Below are 18,526 nucleotides of genomic sequence, written 5' to 3'. Positions count from 1 at the left end.
GATGCCGTTCGATATAGGTCCCCGCCTTAGCCGCTAGGCCGGCATCCTGAACCGGAGGTTCAGAATTGGTCGCAGTTAGCAGCACTTCGGGTACATCAGACAGAGTGACGCGCACGCCCGTGCTACAAATTTCCGCAACCGTGCACATGGCATTGGTTCAAGGAATATATGACCTTGGCGAACCAGGCAGGGAAGCTTAAACCGGTGAAGCTTAAAGATGCTTGGCGATCACTGCTATGAGCACCGAAGTGGTCACTGCAGTGGACACTTTAATGAGCGCTGTATTGCTCGATGACTGTATCGAGCTGCTCATTCATTTGCGCCATTGTACGCCGGATTTCCTCGGCGGGAAAAGATTCTCCGTGGCGAACACTCGTTTGCAACTGAAGCAGTTCCGATGCCAGCGAGAGCGCTGCCATCACTGCGATACGGTCCTGGCCGCGCACGTTGCTGTTCGCGCGAATCTTCGACATTTCGGCGTCGACACGCGCGACCGCTTCAAGCAGTTCGGCCTCGGTTTCCGGCGAGCAGGCAAGACGATACACCTGGCCGAGAATCGACACTTCGATCTGCTTCGTGGTCATGCGTTTTCTCCGTGGCGGGTCACGTCGCTGTGCGCGGTTTCGTGCTCGTCGTGTTGCTCGGGGTTGAGCAGGTCGAGCTGGTTATCCGGCTCGGCATGAGCACGCGCACGCGGCAGTTTTTCGAGGATGGCGTTAAGGCGCACCTGCGCGTCGTCGATCTTGGCCGACAGCGTATCGCGTTCGGCTTGCAACGCGTTGCGCTCTTCGCGAAGCTGTTCGAGTTCGGCGCGTGTGGCATCGCATTCGGCGCGAGCGTCGGCGAGCTGCGCTTCGAGTGAGACGCGTGCTTCCTGATGCCGCTGGCTGATCTGGATCAGGCGGCCGATGTTCTTTGACAGGGTTTCGAGTTCGGTGAGCATGGGGCTGCGTCCTCTAGAGACCCCGCATTTTAGCGCGGAATGCACGACGTTCGGGCATTTGTCTCGTTTCGAGACGTAACAGCAGCGCTTTCTGCGGGTTTTGCTCGCATGGCGCGTCGTCGATGCGGAGCACGCGATGCGCAAAACACTCAACGTATACGCGTTTTTCGCGTGAGGCAATGTTCTATGGGACTGAGGATTGGGGGGCGCCGAGTGCCGCGCGGGTAGCGGTGCGCTTCGACGAACACAAAGCAGGTTACGGACCGCAAGACGATGCGCGCCGATCCATTCGTCCTGCCGACCTATCGCATGCGCTTCGCAAGCGCGCTCGCATGCGCTTCGCAAGCGCGCTCGCATGCACATCGCGAATGTCCATCGCACATGCACGTCGTCCCGGTATTCCGGCTGCCGCGGCGCAAACCGTTACTATCTCGGCTACGGGCGGCGCCAGGGGCCAGGCGGCTAGAAGGCGACTGCAAGCCGTCCCGGAGAATCGCGGCAAGGTGTCTCGCAACCCGATCCGATCGCGAGCGCAAACAGCTCAACCCGTCCGGTCAAACCCGTTCGACAACGACGATGAATTCGCCTTCACGTAGCACCCTCGCCAGGGCATCGGCCCACCGTGCCTGATTTCGCTCAAACGAACCGTTCAGCGCGGAAAGTTGCGCACGCAATGACCGCGCGCCGCGCCGCCGCGATCTGGGCCATGCTCGCGGCGCTCGCGCTCGTTGTCTTCGTCGCGTCGCTTGCGCTCGGCAGCGTATCGATCTCGCCCGCGCGCGTGCTCGCTGCGCTCGTGCCGACGCCCATCCCGGCACATGACGCGCCGGCCGACCTGGCAGGCGAGATCGTCCGCGCGCTGCGGCTGCCGCGCGCGCTGGCCGGCTTCGCATGCGGCGCCTTGCTCGCGCTCGCGGGCGCGCTGCTGCAGGTGCTGCTGCGCAATCCGCTCGCCGAGCCGTATGTGCTCGGCGTGTCGGGCGGCGCCGCGACCTTCGCGCTGTTCGCGATGATGGCCGGCTGCGCGTGGTGGGTGGTCGATGCGAGCGCGTGCGCGGGCGCCTTCGCATCGATCCTCTTCGTGCTGGGACTTGCGCGCGGCGAACTGTGGCGCGGCGAACCGCAGGACACCTCGCCGCGCTTGCTGCTGACAGGCGCCGTGATTGCCGCCGGCTGGGGCGCGGTCATCACGCTGCTGTTGACCGTCGCGCCCGAAAGCCGCTTGCGCGGCATGCTGTTCTGGCTGACCGGCGATCTGAACGGCGGCACGCTGCCGTGGGCTGCGCTCGCGGCCGTGATGCTGGCGATGGCCGCGATCGTGCCCGTCGCGCCGCAACTGAACGTGCTGCTGCGCGGCGATGCGCCCGCGCGCGCGCTCGGGGTGCCGGTCGTGCGGCTGCGCCTGCGCGTGTACCTCGTTGCATCGCTGGCGACCGCCGCGGCCGTGACGACCGGCGGCACGATCGGCTTCGTCGGACTGGTCGTGCCGCATATGCTGCGGCTCGCGTTCGGCAACGACCAGCGGATGCTGCTGCCCGCGGCCGCGCTCGGCGGTGGCGCGGCCGTGATGGGCGCCGACCTCGTCGCGCGCACGGCGATCGCGCCCGCGCAATTGCCGGTCGGCGTGATTACGGCGCTCGCGGGCGTGCCGGTGTTCCTGTGGATGCTGCTGCACAGGCGGCGATGATGGATACGCATTCGAACACGACGTCCGCCGCCACGCTCGGCGCGCAAAACCTGACCTTGCGCGCGGGCCTGCGCACGCTCGTCGAAGACTTCACGCATACGTTCTATCCGGGCGAGATCTGGTGCATCGCCGGACCGAACGGCGCGGGCAAGACGACCTTGATCGCGACGCTCGCGGGCCTCATGCGCCCGGCTGCCGGTCACGTGGAAATGGATGGCGCGCGGGTGGCCGACTGGTCGCCCGCGCATCTCGCGCAACGTCGCGCGCTGATGCCGCAAAGCGTGCACGATGCGTTTAGCGCAAGCGTGCTCGACGTCGTGCTGCTGAACCGGTTTCCGCATCTGACGGGCTGGGGCTGGGAGCGCGCCGCCGATCGCGCGGCCGCGCAGGCGGCGCTCGCGCTGCTGGGTCTTGCCGACTTCGCGCGCCGCGACGTGCTGTCGCTTTCGGGCGGCGAGCGCCAGCGTGTCGCGCTTGCCGCCGTGCTGTGCCAGGATGCGCCGCTGCTGTTGCTCGACGAGCCGCTCGCGCATTTCGATCTGCATCATCAGATCGACTGCCTCGAAGCGCTCGCGCAATGGACGCAAGCGAAGCGCGACGCGAAGGGCAGTGGGACAGGTCACGACCCCGGCGCGTCGGCCGGCACGATTCTGTTTTCATGTCACGACCTCAATCTCGCGCGGCGCTTCGCAACCCATGCGTTGCTGCTCGACGGCCGCGGCGGAATCGACGCGGGCCCCGCGCGCGACGTGCTGACGCCGGAACTCGCGACGCGCGCGTTCGGCTATCCGCTCACGCTGATTCGCGATGGCGATCACGAAGCGCTGGTCCCCGCGTTGCGGCCCTACACTGGAGTCCGCGGCGACCCGCGCTCTTCGCGCGACGGCCACCCCCCCACTTCCTATTGACGATCCTTACCCGATTCCATCCATGACACTTGCGTACTCCCTGCCGGCCGTCGAAGCGCTCGATCAAACGATGCGTGCCGAACTGCAGCACATCATCGACACGAAGACGAAGCCGCCCGGCAGCCTCGGCCAGCTCGAAGCGCTCGCGCTGCAGATGGGCCTGATCCAGCGCACGGCGCGGCCCCATATCGAACGTCCGGTGATGATCGTGTTCGCTGCCGATCACGGCATTGCGGCCGAGGGCGTGAGTCCGTATCCGCAGGCCGTCACCGCGCAGATGGTGCTGAACTTTCTTGCGGGCGGCGCGGCGATCAATGCGTTGAGCGGCGTCGCGGGCATGACGCTCGAAGTGGTGAACGCGGGCGTCGCGACGCCGCTTCCGTCCGCGGCGCAGCTCGTCGATATTCCGGTCGCACGCGGCACGCGCAACTTCGCGCACGAGCCGGCCATGACGCGCGAAGAAGCGCTCAGCGCGATGCAGGCGGGCGCGGCGCGCGTGCGGCATCACGCATCGCTCGGCACGAACGTGATCGGCTTTGGTGAAATGGGGATTGCCAATACCTCGGCGGCCGCGTGCGTGATGAGCCGGCTGTGCGCGCTGCCGGTCGATGCGTGCGTCGGACGCGGCACCGGCCTCGACGATGCGGGCCTCGCGAAAAAACGCGACGTGCTCGCGGCGGCGCTCGAACGTCATACGAACGCGACCGAACCGCTCGACGTGCTCGCGACCTTCGGTGGCTTCGAAATCGCGATGATGGTCGGCGCGTATATCGCGGCGGCGCAGGCGCGCATGACGGTTCTCGTCGACGGCTTTATCGCAAGCGCCGCCTTGCTCGTTGCGCTTGGACTGGCGCCGGCCGTGCGCGACTACTGCGTGTTCGCGCATGCGTCGAATGAAACCGGGCATCGGCGCATGCTCGACCATCTGGGGGCGAAGCCCTTGCTTGCCCTCGATCTGCGCCTCGGCGAAGGGACCGGCGCGGCGCTCGCCGTGCCGCTGCTGCGCGCGGCCGTCGCGTTTATCAACGAGATGGCGAGTTTCGAATCGGCGGGTGTGGCGAATCGCGATGTGTGATCCGTCATATGTTGGACGCTCGCACGAGCGTGCGTGTGAGCGTCCGCACGAACGGACGCACGAATGTACGCACAGGCGCACTAACAGGCGCACGCATAAACGCACGCACAAGCGCACGCAACACCGCTCGCACCGCACGCGCACTGAATCGTACGAAGGTGCACGTCGATGAATCCGCTCGCTGAACTGCGCTATTTCTTCACCGCGCTCGGTTACTTCACGCGCGTGCCGGTGCCGCGCTGGGTCGGCTACGAGCCCCACTATCTGAATGGCGCGGCGCGTTACTTTCCGCTCGTCGGCGTGATCGTCGGGGCGCTCGGTGCGCTCGTTTATCTCGCGGCATTGCGTTTTTTTCCGCCGGGCATTGCCGTGCTGCTGTCGATGGCCGCGACGCTGTTCGTCACCGGCGCGTTTCACGAGGACGGTCTTGCGGATTGCATCGATGCGTTCGGTGGTGCCTATTCGCGCGAAGATGTATTACGCATCATGCAAGACTCGCGGATCGGCGCTTTCGGCGCCATCGCGCTGGTCATTTCACTCGCGCTCAAATGGCAGGCGCTTGCGGTGTTGCCGCCGTTGCGCGCGGCGTGGCTGATGATCGCCGCGCACGCGGCAAGCCGCGCGTGCGCGATCAGCTATCTCGTCACGCTCGATTACGTGCGCGCCGAAGGCAAGGCAAAACCGGTCGCGCAACGGATGACGCATGGCGCGTTCGCCTGTGCACTGGTATTCGGCGTGCCATGGCTTTTCTGGCCCGACTGGCGTGGAGGTTGCTTGATTGCAGCGGTGCTGTTTGTTCTGCGCATCGCGCTCGGCCGCTATTTCGTGCGGCGCATCGGCGGTTATACCGGCGATTGCCTCGGCTTCGCGCAGCAGGTCTTCGAACTGGCTATTTATCTGACGGGGGTTGCATGGATGTGGTCCTGATTCGTCACCCGGCTGTCAATGTCGATGCGGGTATCTGTTACGGCAACAGCGACGTGCCGCTCGCGGCCGGCCCCGAGACATCGGCCGAAACGCTGGCGGTGCGCCTCGCAACCTTGCAGGTGCCTGCGCCGCGCGTCGTGCTGACGAGTCCGCTGACGCGCTGCGCGACGGTTGCGGGGGCGCTTGCGAGCAACTTCGGCTGCACGGCAAGCAGCGACGACAGCCTGAAGGAGATGGACTTCGGCACGTGGGAATTGCAGCGCTGGGACGATATCGACCGCGCGCTGATCGACGCGTGGGCCGCCGATTTCGAAGGCGCGCGCGTGCATGGCGGCGAGAGCGTCGCGCAATTTGTGACGCGCGTGCGCGCGTGGTTCGGCGTGTTCGAGCAGACGCGCGAGCTGAGCCCCGCCTATGTGGTCACGCATGCGGGCGTGATGCGCGTGATCGCGGCGCTGACGTTGGGGCTGACGGTCGACGTGTGTCTGCAATGGGCGCTCGATCTTGCCGCCGTCGTCTGGTTGAGGCGTAACGATATGACGATGAAGTGGGCGATCGTGCGCTGGAATGCTTAATGGCGAATGCTGTCGCGCAGCGCGTTCGTGAGGCCCGCGCCAGGATATTTTCCCGAGCGCGAGACTTTCTGGATGGATTCGGGCACGACGGTCGTGACGCGGGAAAAATCAGGCGGCACCGCATCGATAGTGTCCGGGACCGGGACGGAAAGGAAACCGCAACGGTCAGCTTCGCACCGGGGCACGACGGTGAAGTTCGGCATTCTGCCGGCCGGCGCATCGTGCCGCGTCTCGTCGCGGCGTTTTTCGGCGCAAATGGTCGGCCCGTCTCATCCGTTCACGTCAATATGGCCGTGGGTGTCGGTTCACGTTGGTCCGCGTTGATCAATCCCTGAACCGGCGCGAACGCGCAAGCTCGAGGTCTTCGCACAATTGCGCGGCGCCTTGCGCAAGACGTGGTGTGGCCCGATTGATCAGATCGCCGTCGATCGCAAACAGATTGTTGCGTGCAACGGCTGTGATCGCGGGCCACTTCCGCCAGGCGTCGAGCTGCGGTAGCGACGTGTCCGGCGCGCTCGCGCCGGGCGCCGCCGTCACGATCGCTTCGGGGTTGGCGGCCAGCACCGCTTCGGTCGATACGGTCGGCACCAGCGGTTCAAGCTGCGCGAACACATTGCGTCCGCCGCATAGCGCGATCACGTCGCTGATCAGATGCGTGCCGTTCAGGGTCATCAACGGGCGATCCCATACTTCGTAAAACACGCCGACAGGCGGTTTGTCCGCATAGCGCGTACGCAATCGCGCGATGTTTTGTCGATAATCGCTGGCGGCTTTGTTCGCAACGGACGATGTGCCGAGCAGCGCGCCGAGCTTCGTCAGTGTGGTCGCGATATCGTCGAGATGGCGGGGCTCGCTGAAAAAGAGCGGCACATGCAGATCGCGCAGCTGTTCGATCTGCCGCTGCGCATTGCCATGCCGCCACACCACGATCAGATCCGGCCACAATGCAACGATGCGCTCGAGATCGAGGGCCTTGTTGTCGCCGACGCGCGGCAACTGCTTCGCTTCGGGTGGATAGTCGCTATAGCTGACCGCGCCGACGATCTTCGCTGCGCCGCCTGCTGCGTAAAGCAGTTCGGTGGTGTGGGGCGCGAGGCTGATGACGCGTTGCGCGGGAGCATCGAGCGTGACGGCAGCGCCGGTGTCGTCGGTGACGGTAAGGGGCGCTGCGTGGGCGATCGATGTGCAGGCGAGCGCGACCGCAATCGCGATGCGGGCCACATCGGCGATGTGCATGGCTTTATTGCGAAGCACGCGCATCGATCTCACGCACGGTTTCCGACAGCGCGCGTTCAAGCCGCATCCACTCGTTTTCCGATGCGGGCAGGCCGACGCGCACGCTTGCCTGCTGCGCAAAATAACGCGTCCAGATGCCGCGTTGCGCGAGCGCGCGATGCAACGCGTGCGCGCGCGAATCGGCCGTCCAGCAGAAGAGCGGCGTCGACTTCACGCCAAAACGTTGCGCGCGCAACATGGCGGCGAGCCGTTCGCCTTCTTTAACGAGTCGCTCGCGCGTCTCGCGTTGCCATGCCGTGTCGGCAAACGCAGCCGATACCGCATGGCGCGCGGGGCCGCTGACTGTCCATGCGCCGAGCGTCTCGCGCAGCGCGCCGAGCAGCATGGGCGAGGCGAGCACGAAGCCGGCGCGCACGCCGGCGAGACCGAAGAACTTGCCCGGCGAGCGCAGCACGACGAGCCCTGGCTGTGCCGTCAACGATGCGAGCGACGCCGAGGGCGCCGGCATCGCATCGGCGAACGCTTCGTCGATCAGCAAAGTGCCGCCGCGTGCCGACAACCTCGCGTGCCAGTCGAGCAGCGTGTTTGCACTCGCGTAATCGGCCGTGGGGTTGTTGGGGTTCACGATCACCGCATGCGTGATCGTTTCCGGCGGCGTCGCGCATGTCGTGTCGAGCGGCACGACTTCGTGTCCGGCCCGCGTGAACGCGGGTGCGTACTCGCTGTACGTGAGCGGCGCGATGCCGACGGTCGCGCGCGGCAGCAACGCGGGCAGTGCGCGAATCGCCGCCTGACTGCCCGCCACCGGCAGCACGTGCGATGCATCGGGCGCGCCGTAGTAGCGCGCGGCCAGCGCGGCAAGGCCGTCGCCGTCGTCGGGCAGACGGCGCCATGCGTCGGCCGGAACCGGCGGCACCGGATAGCCGTGCGGATTGATGCCCGTCGACAGATCGAGCCACTCGTCGTACGGAATGCGATAGCGACGCGCGGCTTCGTGCAGGTTGCCGCCGTGAGTGATCGGGGGAGCGGAAGTGTCGGTCATGGAGTCGGTTAGCGCGAGCGGAGCGTCACGCCGTCACGCCTGAAGAAACGGCACGCTCAACAAGGCGAGCACGATCAGCACCGCGAGCCACAGAATTTCGGTGCGCTCGACCAGCGCAAGCGCGGCATGCACGTGTGGCGCGCTCGCCGGTTCTCCTGCGCCGAGCGTCGGCCGCCGTTCGACTGTGCCGTTATAGACGGCCGGCCCGCCGATCAGCACATTGAGGCTGCCCGCGCCGGACGCCATCACCGGGCCGGCGTTCGGGCTGTCCCAGCGCGGCGCCTGCTCGCGCCAGCAGCGCCACGCGGTGCGCGTGTCGCCGAGCAGCGCGTAGCTCGCGGCGGTAAGACGCGCGGGCACCCAGTTGAGCACATCGTCGATGCGTGCGGCAGCCCAGCCGAAGCGCAGATAACGCGGCGTGCGGTAGCCCCACATCGCGTCGAGCGTGTTCGCGAGACGGAATGCGAGCGCGCCCGGGCCGCCGAGCAGCGCGAACCAGAAGAGCGCGCCGAACACCGCGTCGTTGCCGTTTTCAAGCGCCGATTCGACGGCGGCGCGCGATAGCGCGGATTCGTCCGCATGCGCGGTTTCGCGCGACACGATCCGCGACGTCAGTTCGCGCGCCGCGTCCAGATCGCGCCGCCCGAGCGCCTGCGCGATCGGCGCGATATGCTCGCGCAGGCTGCGCGCGCCGAGCGCGAACCACAGCAGCGCGACGTGCAGCACGCACGCGAGCGTCAGCGGCAGAATCGCGACGAGCAGCCACGAGATCGCGACCGGCGGCACCACGGCCAGCAGCCACGCGACCAGCCCCGCGGGGCGGCCGCGGCGGCCGGTGTTGTAGTGCGCTTCGAGCCGCATCGCGATGCGCCCGAATGCTTCGAGCGGATGGTGACGGCGCGGCTCGCCGAACCAGCGGTCGACGATCATTCCGGCAGTCGCGCAGGCGGCGATCAGAGGCATCGACAGCATCGTTCAATGGCCCTTTGCGTGCGGCGACGCGTGGTTCGGCGTTGCAGTGTTCGGCGGCGCCGTCTTCAGCGCCAGCGGCAAGCCCGCGACCATCATCGTGACATTCGCGGCGCGCGCGGCGAGGCGCTGATTGAGCCGGCCGAGTTCATCGACATAAAGCCGCGTCGCCGCGCCAAGCGGCACGACGCCCAGTCCGATCTCGTTGCTGACGACGATCACCTTCGCCTGCGCCGCGGCCAGTGCCGTATCGAGCGCATCGAAGCGCCATTGATAGTCGGCGGCGGGCGCCGCGCCGTCCGGCGGGCACAGCAGGTTGGCGAGCCACAGCGTCAGGCAGTCGACGAGTATGCAATGACCGGGCGCATCGGCGGCCGCGATCGCGCCCGCCAGATCGAGCGGCGCCTCGACGAGACGCCAGTGCGCGGGCCGCCGCGCGCGGTGCAGTTCGACGCGCGCCGCGAATTCGTCGTCGGCGACGCGCGCGGTCGCGATGTAGACGACGGGACGCGCGCTGTCGCTCGCCAGCTGTTCGGCGTGCGCGCTCTTGCCCGAGCGCGCGCCGCCGACGATAAAGGTAACGTCGGGTGAAATCATGCGCGTGATTGTACCGGCGCGATGGGATAATGCGGCCTTCCCCCTGTCTTCGGTACGCGACGCCTGGCCGTTGCACACACTGCCTCGTGACCTTGTCGACCATTTCCTCTTCTTTATCCGACCAGCCCGAACCGCGCGACCAGCCCGATCCGCCGATCAACAAGCCGCCGCGCGGCACGCTGATGATCCAGGGCACCACGTCCGATGCCGGCAAAAGCACGCTCGTCGCGGGCCTGTGCCGGCTCGCGCGACGCGCGGGCGTGCGCGTTGCGCCGTTCAAGCCGCAGAATATGGCGCTCAACAGCGCGGTGACGGTCGACGGCGGCGAGATCGGCCGCGCACAGGCGCTGCAGGCGGTCGCAGCCGGCATCGATGCGCACACGGACCTGAACCCGGTGCTGCTGAAGCCGACCAGCGATCGCGGCGCGCAGGTCATCATTCACGGCAAGGCGCGCATGAATCTCGATGCGCGCGCGTACCACGACTACAAGCCGGTCGCGTTCGAAGCGGTGCTGGAATCGTACCGGCGCCTGCAGGCCGCGTACGAGACGATTTTCGTCGAAGGCGCGGGCAGTCCGGCCGAAGTGAATCTGCGCGAGCGCGATATCGCGAACATGGGTTTCGCCGAAGCGGTCGATTGCCCGGTCGTGCTCGTCGCCGATATCGATCGCGGCGGCGTGTTCGCGCATCTGACCGGCACGCTCGCGTGTCTCTCGGCGAGCGAACAGGCGCGCGTGCGCGGCTTCATCATCAACCGCTTCCGCGGCGATCCGGGCTTGCTGAAGCCGGGGCTCGACTGGCTCGAGGCGCGTACCGGCAAGCCGGTGCTCGGCGTCGTGCCGTATCTGCATGGGCTCACGCTCGACGCGGAAGACATGTTGCCGCGCGAGTTGCGCTCGGGAGCGCGGGGCGCGGAAGGTGATAACGCAGGTGTCGGCGACGTGCTGCGTGTCGTCGTGCCGGCGCTGCCGCACATCAGCAACCACACCGACTTCGACGCGCTGCGCGCGCATCCGCGCGTCGATTTCCACTATGTCAAAGCGGGCGCGCGGCCGCCTGCCGCGGACCTCATCATTCTGCCCGGCTCGAAGAACGTGCAGGGCGACCTCGCGTTCCTGCGCGCGCAGGGGTGGGATGCGGTGCTGCGGCGGCATCTGCGCTACGGCGGCCGCGTGATCGGCGTATGCGGCGGCATGCAGATGCTCGGCCGCGCGGTGGCGGACCCGCACGGCGTCGAAGGGCCGCCGGGCAGCGTGCCGGGCCTCGGCTGGCTCGATTTCTCGACGACGCTGACACGCGAGAAGACGCTGAAGAACGTAACGGGCCGGCTCGCGCTGCCGGGCGCGCCGGCGCTGGCCGGCTACGAGATCCATATGGGCGAGACGCAGGGGCCGGCCCTGGAATGGCCGGCGGTGCGGCTTGCGACGGACGGTGCCGAACGGGGCGAGGGGGGCGAGGGGGGCGACGGCAGCGTGGGCGGGCGGCCCGATGGTGCGTTGTCGGCCGATGGGCAGATTTTCGCGACCTACGTGCATGGCTTGTTCGATACGCCCGATGCGTGCGCGGCGCTGCTCGGCTGGGCCGGCCTCGCCGATGCGCCGCCGCTCGACTACCCGGCGCTGCGCGAAGCATCGCTCGATCGGCTCGCGGATACGCTGGCGGCGCATCTCGATCTGGAGCGGCTGTTCGGCTCGATCGCTTGATGGGAGCCGGAGGCGATTCGTTCCTGATGGGAAATAATCTAAGCCTCAATCGCCATTTTTCGCGCCCATAGGTTCGAATAAAGTCGATTCCAGCGATGACGCGGGGTTGCGTCATCCGTCTTCTACTTCCGAAAAGACAAGGAACCGCCATGAACCGTCCAGCCATCGCCGCGCGCAGCGCCCATCCCGAGCTTGCCGCCTTGCTGCTGCGCGTTGCGTTAGGCGTGCTTTATCTCGCGCACAGCCTGCAAAAGATCTTCGTGTTCACGCTGCCGGGCGCCGCCCAGTTTTTCGTGTCGGTCGGCTTTCCGGGCTGGCTCGCCTACGTGACGACCTTCGTCGAACTGTTCGGCGGCATCGCACTGCTGCTCGGCGTGCAGGTGCGCTGGGTCGCGCTCGTCCTGCTGCCGTTCATGCTCGGCGCGCTGTCGGTGCACTTCCGCAATGGCTGGGGCTTTGCGTCGCCGAACGGCGGATGGGAGTATCCGGCCTTCTGGGCGGCCGCACTCGTCGTGCAGTCGTTGCTCGGCAATGGACGCTTTGCGCTCGGTAACGCACGCGCACCGCAGGTCGCAGGGCGCGCCGGCGCCTGATTGTGGCGTGAGGCGCACGCGCCAATCACGCGATCCGCGCCGCCCACGTCACCCGCGCCACGCCGCGCCACCCACGTCACGCGTCGCTCAGTACAGCACCATCTGCGTACACCGGAACAGCGCGATCGTCTTGCCTTCCGGCCCATGGACGGTCGCGTCCCACACCTGCGTCGTCCGCCCCAGATGCACGGCGTGCGCGACCGTGCGGATCGTCCCCTCGGTCGCCGTGCCGAGGAAGTTGCTCTTCAGCTCGATGGTCGTGAAGCTGCGCGCGTCGGGCGGCAGGTGTGCAAGGCAGGCGAGGCCGCATGCCGTATCGGCAAGGCCGATCACCGTCGCCGCGTGCAGAAAGCCGTTCGGCGCGAGCAACTGCGGCCGCACGGTCAATTCCGCGCTGAGCCTGCCCTCGTCGAGCCCGGTCGCCTGAAAGCCGATCAGCTCCGGCAGCGTGCCGGCCTGCAGTCCGCGCATCCATTCGAGGTTGCGCTCGGGTCGGATACCCATCGTCACCTCCCGCAAAAAGGGAAGGGGTTTGTCCAATCGGCCGCCCGGGGCTTTCGAGCCTGGCGGATTTGCCGATATTATCAACGCCTGTGCCGGCCAGGTGGGTGCCCGTTGGGGCCCCCGCGCCATGCCGGCAAGGCCATTTGAGATAATTCGACAATTAGTGGGCCTTCTTCCCGGGAGTATTCATGACGGTAATCGTGGTGGCGAATCCTAAGGGTGGCGTCGGCAAAAGCACGCTCTCCACCAACCTGGCAGGCTATTTCGCGGCCGAGGGCGAGTGGGTCGCGCTCGCCGATCTCGACCGGCAACAGTCCGCGCACGCGTGGCTCGACCTGCGCCCAAGCGGCCTGCCCGCGATCGAAACATGGAATGTCGATCCCGATTTGCCCGTCAAGCCGCCGAAGGGCCTCGAGCGCGCCGTCATCGATACGCCGGCCGGTCTGCACGGCAACCGGCTCAATGTCGCGCTAAGTCTCGCCGACAAGGTCATCGTGCCGCTGCAGCCGTCGATCTTCGATATTCTCGCGACGCAGGAATTTCTCGAGCGTCTGGCGAAGGAAAAGGCGGTGCGCAAGGGTTCGATCGAAGTCGGCGTGGTCGGCATGCGCGTCGATGCGCGGACCAAGTCGGCCGATCAGCTGCATCGGTTCGTCGAAGGCTTGAATCTGCCGGTGCTCGGCTATCTGCGCGATACGCAGAACTATGTGCAACTCGCGGCACACGGGCTCACGCTGTGGGACGTCGCGAAGAGCCGTGTCGAGAAGGATCTGGACCAGTGGGAGCCGATCCTCAAGTGGACCAACGGCAAGGCCTGACGCCAGGCCGACGCTGCCTGACGCGGCGGCTTCAGGTCCAGCTTTGCGTCGGCACGTGATCGCGGTTGCCCTTGATGCGGTTCTGTTCGTCGACGAACACCAGATCCGGTTTCCAGCCCGCCTGCAATTCCGCCTCGTCGATCATCGCGAACGCCGCGATGATCACGAGGTCTCCCAATTGCGCGCGCCGCGCCGCCGAGCCGTTCAGCGAAATCATCCCGCTGCCGCGTTCGCCCTTGATCGCGTAGGTCGAAAAGCGCTCGCCGTTGTTGATATTCCAGATGTCGATGCGCTCGTTTTCGACGATATTCGCGGCTTCGAGCAGGTTCTCGTCGATCGCGCACGAACCTTCGTAGTGCAGTTCGCAGTGCGTGACCGCGGCGCGATGGATCTTCGATTTGAGCATATGGCGTTGCATGGCGACTCCCTTGTTGCGCGGGCGGCGGTGCCGGGTCACACCCGGGTGTGACCTGGGTATGACCCGCGTGTGAACTGCGGCGGCGCGCGTCAGATTTCGAGGTTATCGATCAGGCGCGTCGCGCCGATCTTCGCGGCCGCGAGCACGACCAGCGGCGCTTCGCCTTCGTGCGCCGCGGGCGGCAGCAGATTGGCGCGCTTGCGGATGGCGATGTAGTCGGGCTTCCAGCCGCGCGCGGCAAGCGAGGCCATCGCTTCGCGCTCGAGCGCGTCGAAGTCGCGCCGGCCCGCGTGGATCGCGTCGCGAATTCCGTTGAGCGTGCCGGCAAGGCGCGGCGCCTCGGCACGCTCGGCCTGTTGCAGATAGCGATTGCGCGAGCTGAGCGCGAGGCCGTCGGTGTCGCGCACCGTTTCCGCGGCGACGATATCGGTCGGCAGCGCGAACTGCTCGGTCATCGCGCGCACGATCATCAGCTGCTGGTAGTCCTTCTTGCCGAACACGGCGACGCGCGGCTGCACGCACGACATCAGCTTCATCACGACCGTGCAGACGCCGGTGAAAAAGCCCGGCCGGAACTCGCCTTCGAGAATGTCGCCGAGATCGTGCGGCGGATGCACGCGATATTCCTGCGGCTGCGGGTACATATCTCTTTCGGTCGGCGCGAACAGCACATAGACGTTTTCCTTCTGCAGCTTCTCGATGTCGTCCTGGAGCGTGCGCGGGTATTTGTCGAAGTCTTCGTTCGGTCCGAACTGCAGACGGTTCACGAAGATGCTCGCCACGACCGGATCGCCATGCTGGCGCGCCAGCCGCATCAGCGACAGATGACCTTCGTGCAGGTTGCCCATGGTCGGCACGAACGCGGTGCGGTTCTGGCCGCGCAACTGGTCGCGCAATTCCTGGATCGAGCTGATGACTTTCATGGTCGGGTATGAGTCCTCACGCGGAGCGCGCGGTGCGCAGTGCCTCGCCGCAGTGTCCGGCGCGGCGCATCGGTTGTGCCTGCGCGGGTTTCGAAGGACGGGCGGCCGGGCTTGAAGCGCCGGATTGTAGAGGATTTGCCGGCGCCGCGCACCCACTGGGGGCACGCGCGGGCAAGTGAGCGAGGCGGCGTGAAAGACAAGGCTTACGCAGGCAGGTATGCAAGCCGCACGTAAATCGGCGCGAACGGTTCGGCCTGCGTGATGTCGATCAGCGACTCGCGCGACAGCTCGAGCATGGCGATGAAGTTCACGACGACGACCGGCACGCCGCGCGACACGTCGAACAGTTCCGAGAACTCCATGAACCGTGAATTCTGCAGCTTGCGCAGGATCACGCTCATATGTTCGCGCACCGACAGTTCTTCGCGCGAAATTCGGTGATGCTGGACGAGCTTCGCGCGCTTGATCACATCGGCCCACGCGGCGCGCAGATCGTCGGTATTGACGTCCGGAAAGCGCGGCGTGATGCTCTGCTCGATATAGACCTCGGCGCGCAGGAAGTCGCGGCCCAGTTGCGGCAGATGATCGAGCCGTTGCGCGGCGAGTTTCATCTGTTCGTATTCGAGCAGGCGCCGCACGAGTTCCGCACGCGGGTCTTCCGCTTCTTCGCCGGTGTCGGCCTTCTTCACCGGCAGCAGCATCCGCGATTTGATCTCGATCAGCATCGCGGCCATCAGCAGATATTCCGAAGCAAGCTCGAGGTTCGACTTGCGCAACTGTTCGACGTAGCCGAGATACTGCGCGGTCACGTCGGCCATCGGAATGTCGAGCACGTTGAAGTTCTGCTTGCGAATCAGATACAGCAACAGGTCGAGCGGGCCTTCGAACGTCTCGAGGAAGACTTCGAGCGCGTCCGGCGGGATGTAGAGATCCTGCGGAAGCTTGAAGAGCGGTTCGCCATACAGGCGTGCGAAAGCGATGCCGTCCACGGTGTCGGGCGTCGAATCGGTCGCCGGCGCGGTGAGTGCGGCGTTGCCTGGCGCAATCGGGCCATGCAATGCAGCGGCATGGGCCTGCGCCGCGGCTGACCTGGTTGGCAACTGATTGGGCAACTGAGCCGGCAAATGAGCGCCAGGTGCCTCGTCGGCGGAAGACACGTTCAGAAATTCTGGTAGTAGACGTACGGCGTTTGCTTCACGCGTGCCGCCTGCTGCTCCGAGCGCTCGTCGAGGTCGATCGGCTGCTTGTCCCACAGAAGCGCGCGGCCACGGCGCTGTTCGTCTTCGAGTTGCGGCTTCTGCTCTTTCAGCTGATTCAGGAATTGCGTGATGTCCGACTGATACATGGCTCGAAATCCATTGAAGAAAAGGGCGCCGCGCAGACGGTCGTGCGGGTCGGACGTAATTTTAACGCAAGCGCGCGAGCCGTAAGCGATTCTGACGAGAAAGGCATGCGCCGTGCTTCGGTGCGCGCGGAGCCCGGCCGCACAGCGGCGGAAAATAGCGGCGGTGACGTGGCGAAACATCGGTGGAACATCGGCGGGCGGAAGCCGTCCAAGGCGGGCGCCGGTTGCCGAACGCGCCCTGAATTCGGGATGCGCGGCCGCGCCGATGTGGTCAAATAACGAGCTTCAGTCCTGCCGTGGACTGGCCGAGCCAGAAACTGTCGATATCAACAATTGCCGGAGGTCGTGTTTGGCGGGGTGGTCAATCGAACCGTCGCAATCGCGGCTCGTGCAGCGGCTCGTGCAGCGGCTCATACCGCTGCTCATACCGCTGCTCAGTCAGCGCAACGCCGGTCTGCCGCGGCGCCGCGCCTCATGGCCGCCGCCCGCTGCGCGGCCTGCGCGCGCATGGCTGGTTCTCGCGATCGTCGCCGTCCTGTTGCTGGCGGCGGCCGGCGCGCCCGCCGCGCACGCGGCGAAAAAGCGCGCGTCCTACGACGTCGACGTCGATGCGACGCCGCGCTCGCTGCGCAAGCTCCTCGAAGAGCACCTCGACCTGGCGCGCTTTGCGAAGCACGACGACATCAGCAGCGAGCAATTCGACTTTCTCGTGACGGCCGCGCCGCAGCAGGTGCGCGACCTTGCAGCGACGCAAGGTTACTTTTCGCCGGTGGTGCGCACGGACGTGCGCACCGTCGACGGCAGGCGCACGGTCGCCGTGCATGTCGACCCGGGTCCGCTCACCACGATCTCGTCGATCACGCTATCGTTTCGCGGTCCGGTCGAGACGGAAGACCCCGCGCAGGAAAACGCAACGCGTTTTGCCTTCTCGCTGCACGACGGCGACCCGTTCACGCAATCGGGCTGGGACGGCGCGAAGAACGCGGCGCTGAAGGCGCTGCAGGCGCGCCGCTACCTGGGCGCTAAAATCTATCAGTCTGAAGCGCGCATCGATCCGCAGACGCACGATGCGAAACTGTCCGTGACCTTCGACAGCGGCCCGACCTTCACGCTCGGCAAGCTCGACGTCTCGGGCACGCGGCGTTATCCGGAAAGCATCGTCGACAACGTGAACCCGATTTCGCCGGGCGAGATCTACGACGTGCAGCGCGTCACCGAACTGCAGCGCCAGCTGCAGAACACGCCGTACTACGCGAGCGTCGCGATCGACGTCGACAACGATCCGGCCAGGCCGGTCGATACCCCGATGCACGTGAAGGTCAGCGAATACCCGTACAACAGCGTGCGCGGCGGCGTCGGCTATGCGACGGACACCGGCGCGCACGTGCAGGGTTCGTACACGTATCTCGACACGTTCGGTGCCGCGTGGCCGTTCACGGTATCGGGCCGGCTCGACCAGATCCAGCAGTACGGGCAGCTCCAGCTGTCGATGCAGCCGGGCAAACGCGGCTGGACCAACAGCGCGCTCGCGTCGTACACCACGACCGATGTATCCGACACGCGCATCTACAGCCTGCGCGCGGGTGTGCAGCGCGCGCGCACGTCGCAGTACATCGACTACAACTACTCGCTCCTGTACTACCAGGACCGTTTGGACCAGAACACGGCCGCGCCGACCACGGCGCGCGCGCTGTTGCCCGCGTGGTCCTGGACGCGCCGCAATACCGACGATCCGCTGTTTCCGCGCTCGGGCAATCTGATTCACGCGGAAGCGGGCTTCGCGGTCAAAGGCGTGCTTTCCGATCAGACCTTTATCCGCGGCTATGCGCGCGGCCAGCAATACTTCCCGGTCGGTCAGCGCGATCTCGTCCTGTTTCGCGCGGAAGTCGGCGGCGTGTTGACGAGCGGGCCGTCGAGCGGCGTGCCGGCGTCGCTGCTATTCCGCGCCGGCGGCTCGAACTCGGTGCGCGGCTATGGCTTCCAGAGCATCGGTAACAACGTCGGCGGCTCGGTGCTGCCGACCAAATACCTGATAACGGGCAGCTCCGAATATCAGCACTGGTTCAGCCACGACTGGGGCGCGGCGGTGTTCTTCGACATCGGCACGGCGACCGACAACTGGCACGAAAAGGAGTTCTTTCCCGGCGTCGGTTTCGGCGCGCGCTGGCGCAGCCCCGTCGGGCCGGTGAACCTCGACCTCGCCTATGGCATTCGCAATCGCGACGTGCGTCCGTATCTGACGCTCGGCATTGCGTTCTGATCA

21 protein-coding genes and 1 other RNA gene are annotated in these 18,526 nt (G+C 66.3%); 9 read left to right on the top strand and 13 right to left on the bottom strand.

The annotated features are described in order from the left end of the window. Nucleotides 1-14: 14 nt before the first annotated feature. From ssrS to ACYPXD_RS07540, 3 genes are all read right to left on the bottom strand, one after another. A non-coding RNA gene (ssrS, locus tag ACYPXD_RS07550) (6S RNA) lies at nucleotides 15-196 on the bottom strand. A gap of 73 nt (nucleotides 197-269) precedes the next feature. Next, nucleotides 270-584 carry a cell division protein ZapA gene (locus ACYPXD_RS07545; protein ID WP_459709263.1) on the bottom strand — a complete coding sequence of 105 codons (315 nt, stop codon included), beginning with the start codon at nucleotides 582-584 and terminating at the stop codon, nucleotides 270-272. Continuing rightward, nucleotides 581-943: an ATPase gene (locus ACYPXD_RS07540; protein WP_459709261.1), complete on the bottom strand. Its 363-nt coding sequence runs from the start codon at nucleotides 941-943 to the stop codon at nucleotides 581-583. The genes ACYPXD_RS07545 and ACYPXD_RS07540 overlap by 4 nt, the downstream gene beginning before the upstream one ends. A gap of 673 nt (nucleotides 944-1,616) precedes the next feature. Between ACYPXD_RS07540 and ACYPXD_RS07535 the strand changes: the two genes are divergently transcribed. The 5 genes from ACYPXD_RS07535 to cobC all read left to right on the top strand — a co-directional run bounded on the left by ACYPXD_RS07535 (nucleotide 1,617) and on the right by cobC (nucleotide 6,115). Continuing rightward, on the top strand, nucleotides 1,617-2,630 hold the full coding sequence (locus tag ACYPXD_RS07535) for a FecCD family ABC transporter permease (RefSeq protein ID WP_459709259.1): 1,014 nt from the start codon (nucleotides 1,617-1,619) through the stop codon (nucleotides 2,628-2,630). Then, a complete protein-coding gene (locus ACYPXD_RS07530; protein ID WP_459709555.1) occupies nucleotides 2,630-3,538 on the top strand; it encodes an ABC transporter ATP-binding protein in 909 nt (302 codons plus the stop codon). Before ACYPXD_RS07535 ends, ACYPXD_RS07530 begins: the two co-directional genes overlap by 1 nt. 22 nt (nucleotides 3,539-3,560) lie before the next feature. Then, on the top strand, nucleotides 3,561-4,613 hold the full coding sequence (gene cobT, locus ACYPXD_RS07525) for a nicotinate-nucleotide--dimethylbenzimidazole phosphoribosyltransferase (RefSeq protein ID WP_459709257.1): 1,053 nt from the start codon (nucleotides 3,561-3,563) through the stop codon (nucleotides 4,611-4,613). A 168-nt stretch (nucleotides 4,614-4,781) separates the two neighbouring features. After that, complete coding sequence (locus ACYPXD_RS07520) at nucleotides 4,782-5,540, top strand: adenosylcobinamide-GDP ribazoletransferase (protein WP_459709253.1); 759 nt, start codon at nucleotides 4,782-4,784, stop codon at nucleotides 5,538-5,540. Continuing rightward, nucleotides 5,525-6,115, top strand: coding sequence for an alpha-ribazole phosphatase family protein (cobC, locus tag ACYPXD_RS07515; RefSeq protein ID WP_459709251.1), 591 nt, complete (start codon nucleotides 5,525-5,527; stop codon nucleotides 6,113-6,115). Before ACYPXD_RS07520 ends, cobC begins: the two co-directional genes overlap by 16 nt. On the opposite strand, the gene ACYPXD_RS07510 is transcribed toward cobC, so the two are convergent. The 5 genes from ACYPXD_RS07510 to cobU all read right to left on the bottom strand — a co-directional run bounded on the left by ACYPXD_RS07510 (nucleotide 6,112) and on the right by cobU (nucleotide 9,959). Then, on the bottom strand, nucleotides 6,112-6,318 hold the full coding sequence (locus tag ACYPXD_RS07510) for a hypothetical protein (protein WP_459709248.1): 207 nt from the start codon (nucleotides 6,316-6,318) through the stop codon (nucleotides 6,112-6,114). The two genes, cobC and ACYPXD_RS07510, sit on opposite strands and share 4 nt — an antisense overlap. Nucleotides 6,319-6,439: 121 nt before the next feature. Then, on the bottom strand, nucleotides 6,440-7,351 hold the full coding sequence (locus ACYPXD_RS07505) for a cobalamin-binding protein (RefSeq protein WP_459709246.1): 912 nt from the start codon (nucleotides 7,349-7,351) through the stop codon (nucleotides 6,440-6,442). Nucleotides 7,352-7,355: 4 nt separating this feature from the next. Next, nucleotides 7,356-8,393: a threonine-phosphate decarboxylase CobD gene (cobD, locus tag ACYPXD_RS07500; protein ID WP_459709244.1), complete on the bottom strand. Its 1,038-nt coding sequence runs from the start codon at nucleotides 8,391-8,393 to the stop codon at nucleotides 7,356-7,358. A 33-nt stretch (nucleotides 8,394-8,426) separates the two neighbouring features. Continuing rightward, a complete protein-coding gene (cbiB, locus tag ACYPXD_RS07495; protein WP_459709241.1) occupies nucleotides 8,427-9,365 on the bottom strand; it encodes an adenosylcobinamide-phosphate synthase CbiB in 939 nt (312 codons plus the stop codon). Nucleotides 9,366-9,368: 3 nt separating this feature from the next. Further along, nucleotides 9,369-9,959, bottom strand: a complete 591-nt coding sequence (cobU, locus tag ACYPXD_RS07490; protein WP_459709239.1) for a bifunctional adenosylcobinamide kinase/adenosylcobinamide-phosphate guanylyltransferase — start codon at nucleotides 9,957-9,959, stop codon at nucleotides 9,369-9,371. 182 nt (nucleotides 9,960-10,141) lie between these two features. On the opposite strand from cobU, the gene ACYPXD_RS07485 reads away from it, so the two are divergent. Together ACYPXD_RS07485 and ACYPXD_RS07480 are read left to right on the top strand one after the other, a co-directional pair. Continuing rightward, a complete protein-coding gene (locus ACYPXD_RS07485; protein ID WP_459709553.1) occupies nucleotides 10,142-11,662 on the top strand; it encodes a cobyric acid synthase in 1,521 nt (506 codons plus the stop codon). A 149-nt stretch (nucleotides 11,663-11,811) separates the two neighbouring features. Continuing rightward, nucleotides 11,812-12,255 (top strand): DoxX family protein, encoded by a 444-nt coding sequence (locus ACYPXD_RS07480; protein ID WP_459709237.1) that lies wholly within the window; start codon nucleotides 11,812-11,814, stop codon nucleotides 12,253-12,255. A gap of 87 nt (nucleotides 12,256-12,342) precedes the next feature. Here the strand turns inward: ACYPXD_RS07480 and ACYPXD_RS07475 are convergent, their stop codons facing one another. After that, nucleotides 12,343-12,759 carry a PaaI family thioesterase gene (locus ACYPXD_RS07475; protein WP_459709235.1) on the bottom strand — a complete coding sequence of 139 codons (417 nt, stop codon included), beginning with the start codon at nucleotides 12,757-12,759 and terminating at the stop codon, nucleotides 12,343-12,345. A gap of 188 nt (nucleotides 12,760-12,947) precedes the next feature. Between ACYPXD_RS07475 and ACYPXD_RS07470 the strand changes: the two genes are divergently transcribed. Then, nucleotides 12,948-13,577 carry a ParA family protein gene (locus ACYPXD_RS07470; RefSeq protein WP_459709233.1) on the top strand — a complete coding sequence of 210 codons (630 nt, stop codon included), beginning with the start codon at nucleotides 12,948-12,950 and terminating at the stop codon, nucleotides 13,575-13,577. Nucleotides 13,578-13,608: 31 nt separating this feature from the next. On the opposite strand, the gene panD is transcribed toward ACYPXD_RS07470, so the two are convergent. The 4 genes from panD to ACYPXD_RS07450 all read right to left on the bottom strand — a co-directional run bounded on the left by panD (nucleotide 13,609) and on the right by ACYPXD_RS07450 (nucleotide 16,263). Continuing rightward, on the bottom strand, nucleotides 13,609-13,995 hold the full coding sequence (panD, locus tag ACYPXD_RS07465) for an aspartate 1-decarboxylase (protein WP_075156543.1): 387 nt from the start codon (nucleotides 13,993-13,995) through the stop codon (nucleotides 13,609-13,611). Nucleotides 13,996-14,084: 89 nt separating this feature from the next. Continuing rightward, on the bottom strand, nucleotides 14,085-14,918 hold the full coding sequence (gene panC, locus ACYPXD_RS07460; protein WP_459709231.1) for a pantoate--beta-alanine ligase: 834 nt from the start codon (nucleotides 14,916-14,918) through the stop codon (nucleotides 14,085-14,087). A gap of 203 nt (nucleotides 14,919-15,121) precedes the next feature. After that, entirely contained in the window at nucleotides 15,122-15,964 is an 843-nt protein-coding gene (locus tag ACYPXD_RS07455) for a segregation and condensation protein A (protein WP_459709551.1), read from the bottom strand. A 113-nt stretch (nucleotides 15,965-16,077) separates the two neighbouring features. Beyond that, nucleotides 16,078-16,263, bottom strand: coding sequence for a DUF3460 family protein (locus ACYPXD_RS07450; protein WP_075156545.1), 186 nt, complete (start codon nucleotides 16,261-16,263; stop codon nucleotides 16,078-16,080). Nucleotides 16,264-16,774: 511 nt separating this feature from the next. Here ACYPXD_RS07450 and ACYPXD_RS07445 point away from each other — a divergent pair. Further along, nucleotides 16,775-18,523 carry an autotransporter assembly complex protein TamA gene (locus tag ACYPXD_RS07445; RefSeq protein ID WP_459709549.1) on the top strand — a complete coding sequence of 583 codons (1,749 nt, stop codon included), beginning with the start codon at nucleotides 16,775-16,777 and terminating at the stop codon, nucleotides 18,521-18,523. Nucleotides 18,524-18,526 lie beyond the last annotated feature (3 nt).

The sequence above is a fragment of the Paraburkholderia sp. 2C genome (genome assembly GCF_054589215.1).
This window is presented reverse-complemented; position numbering and strand designations above follow the sequence as displayed.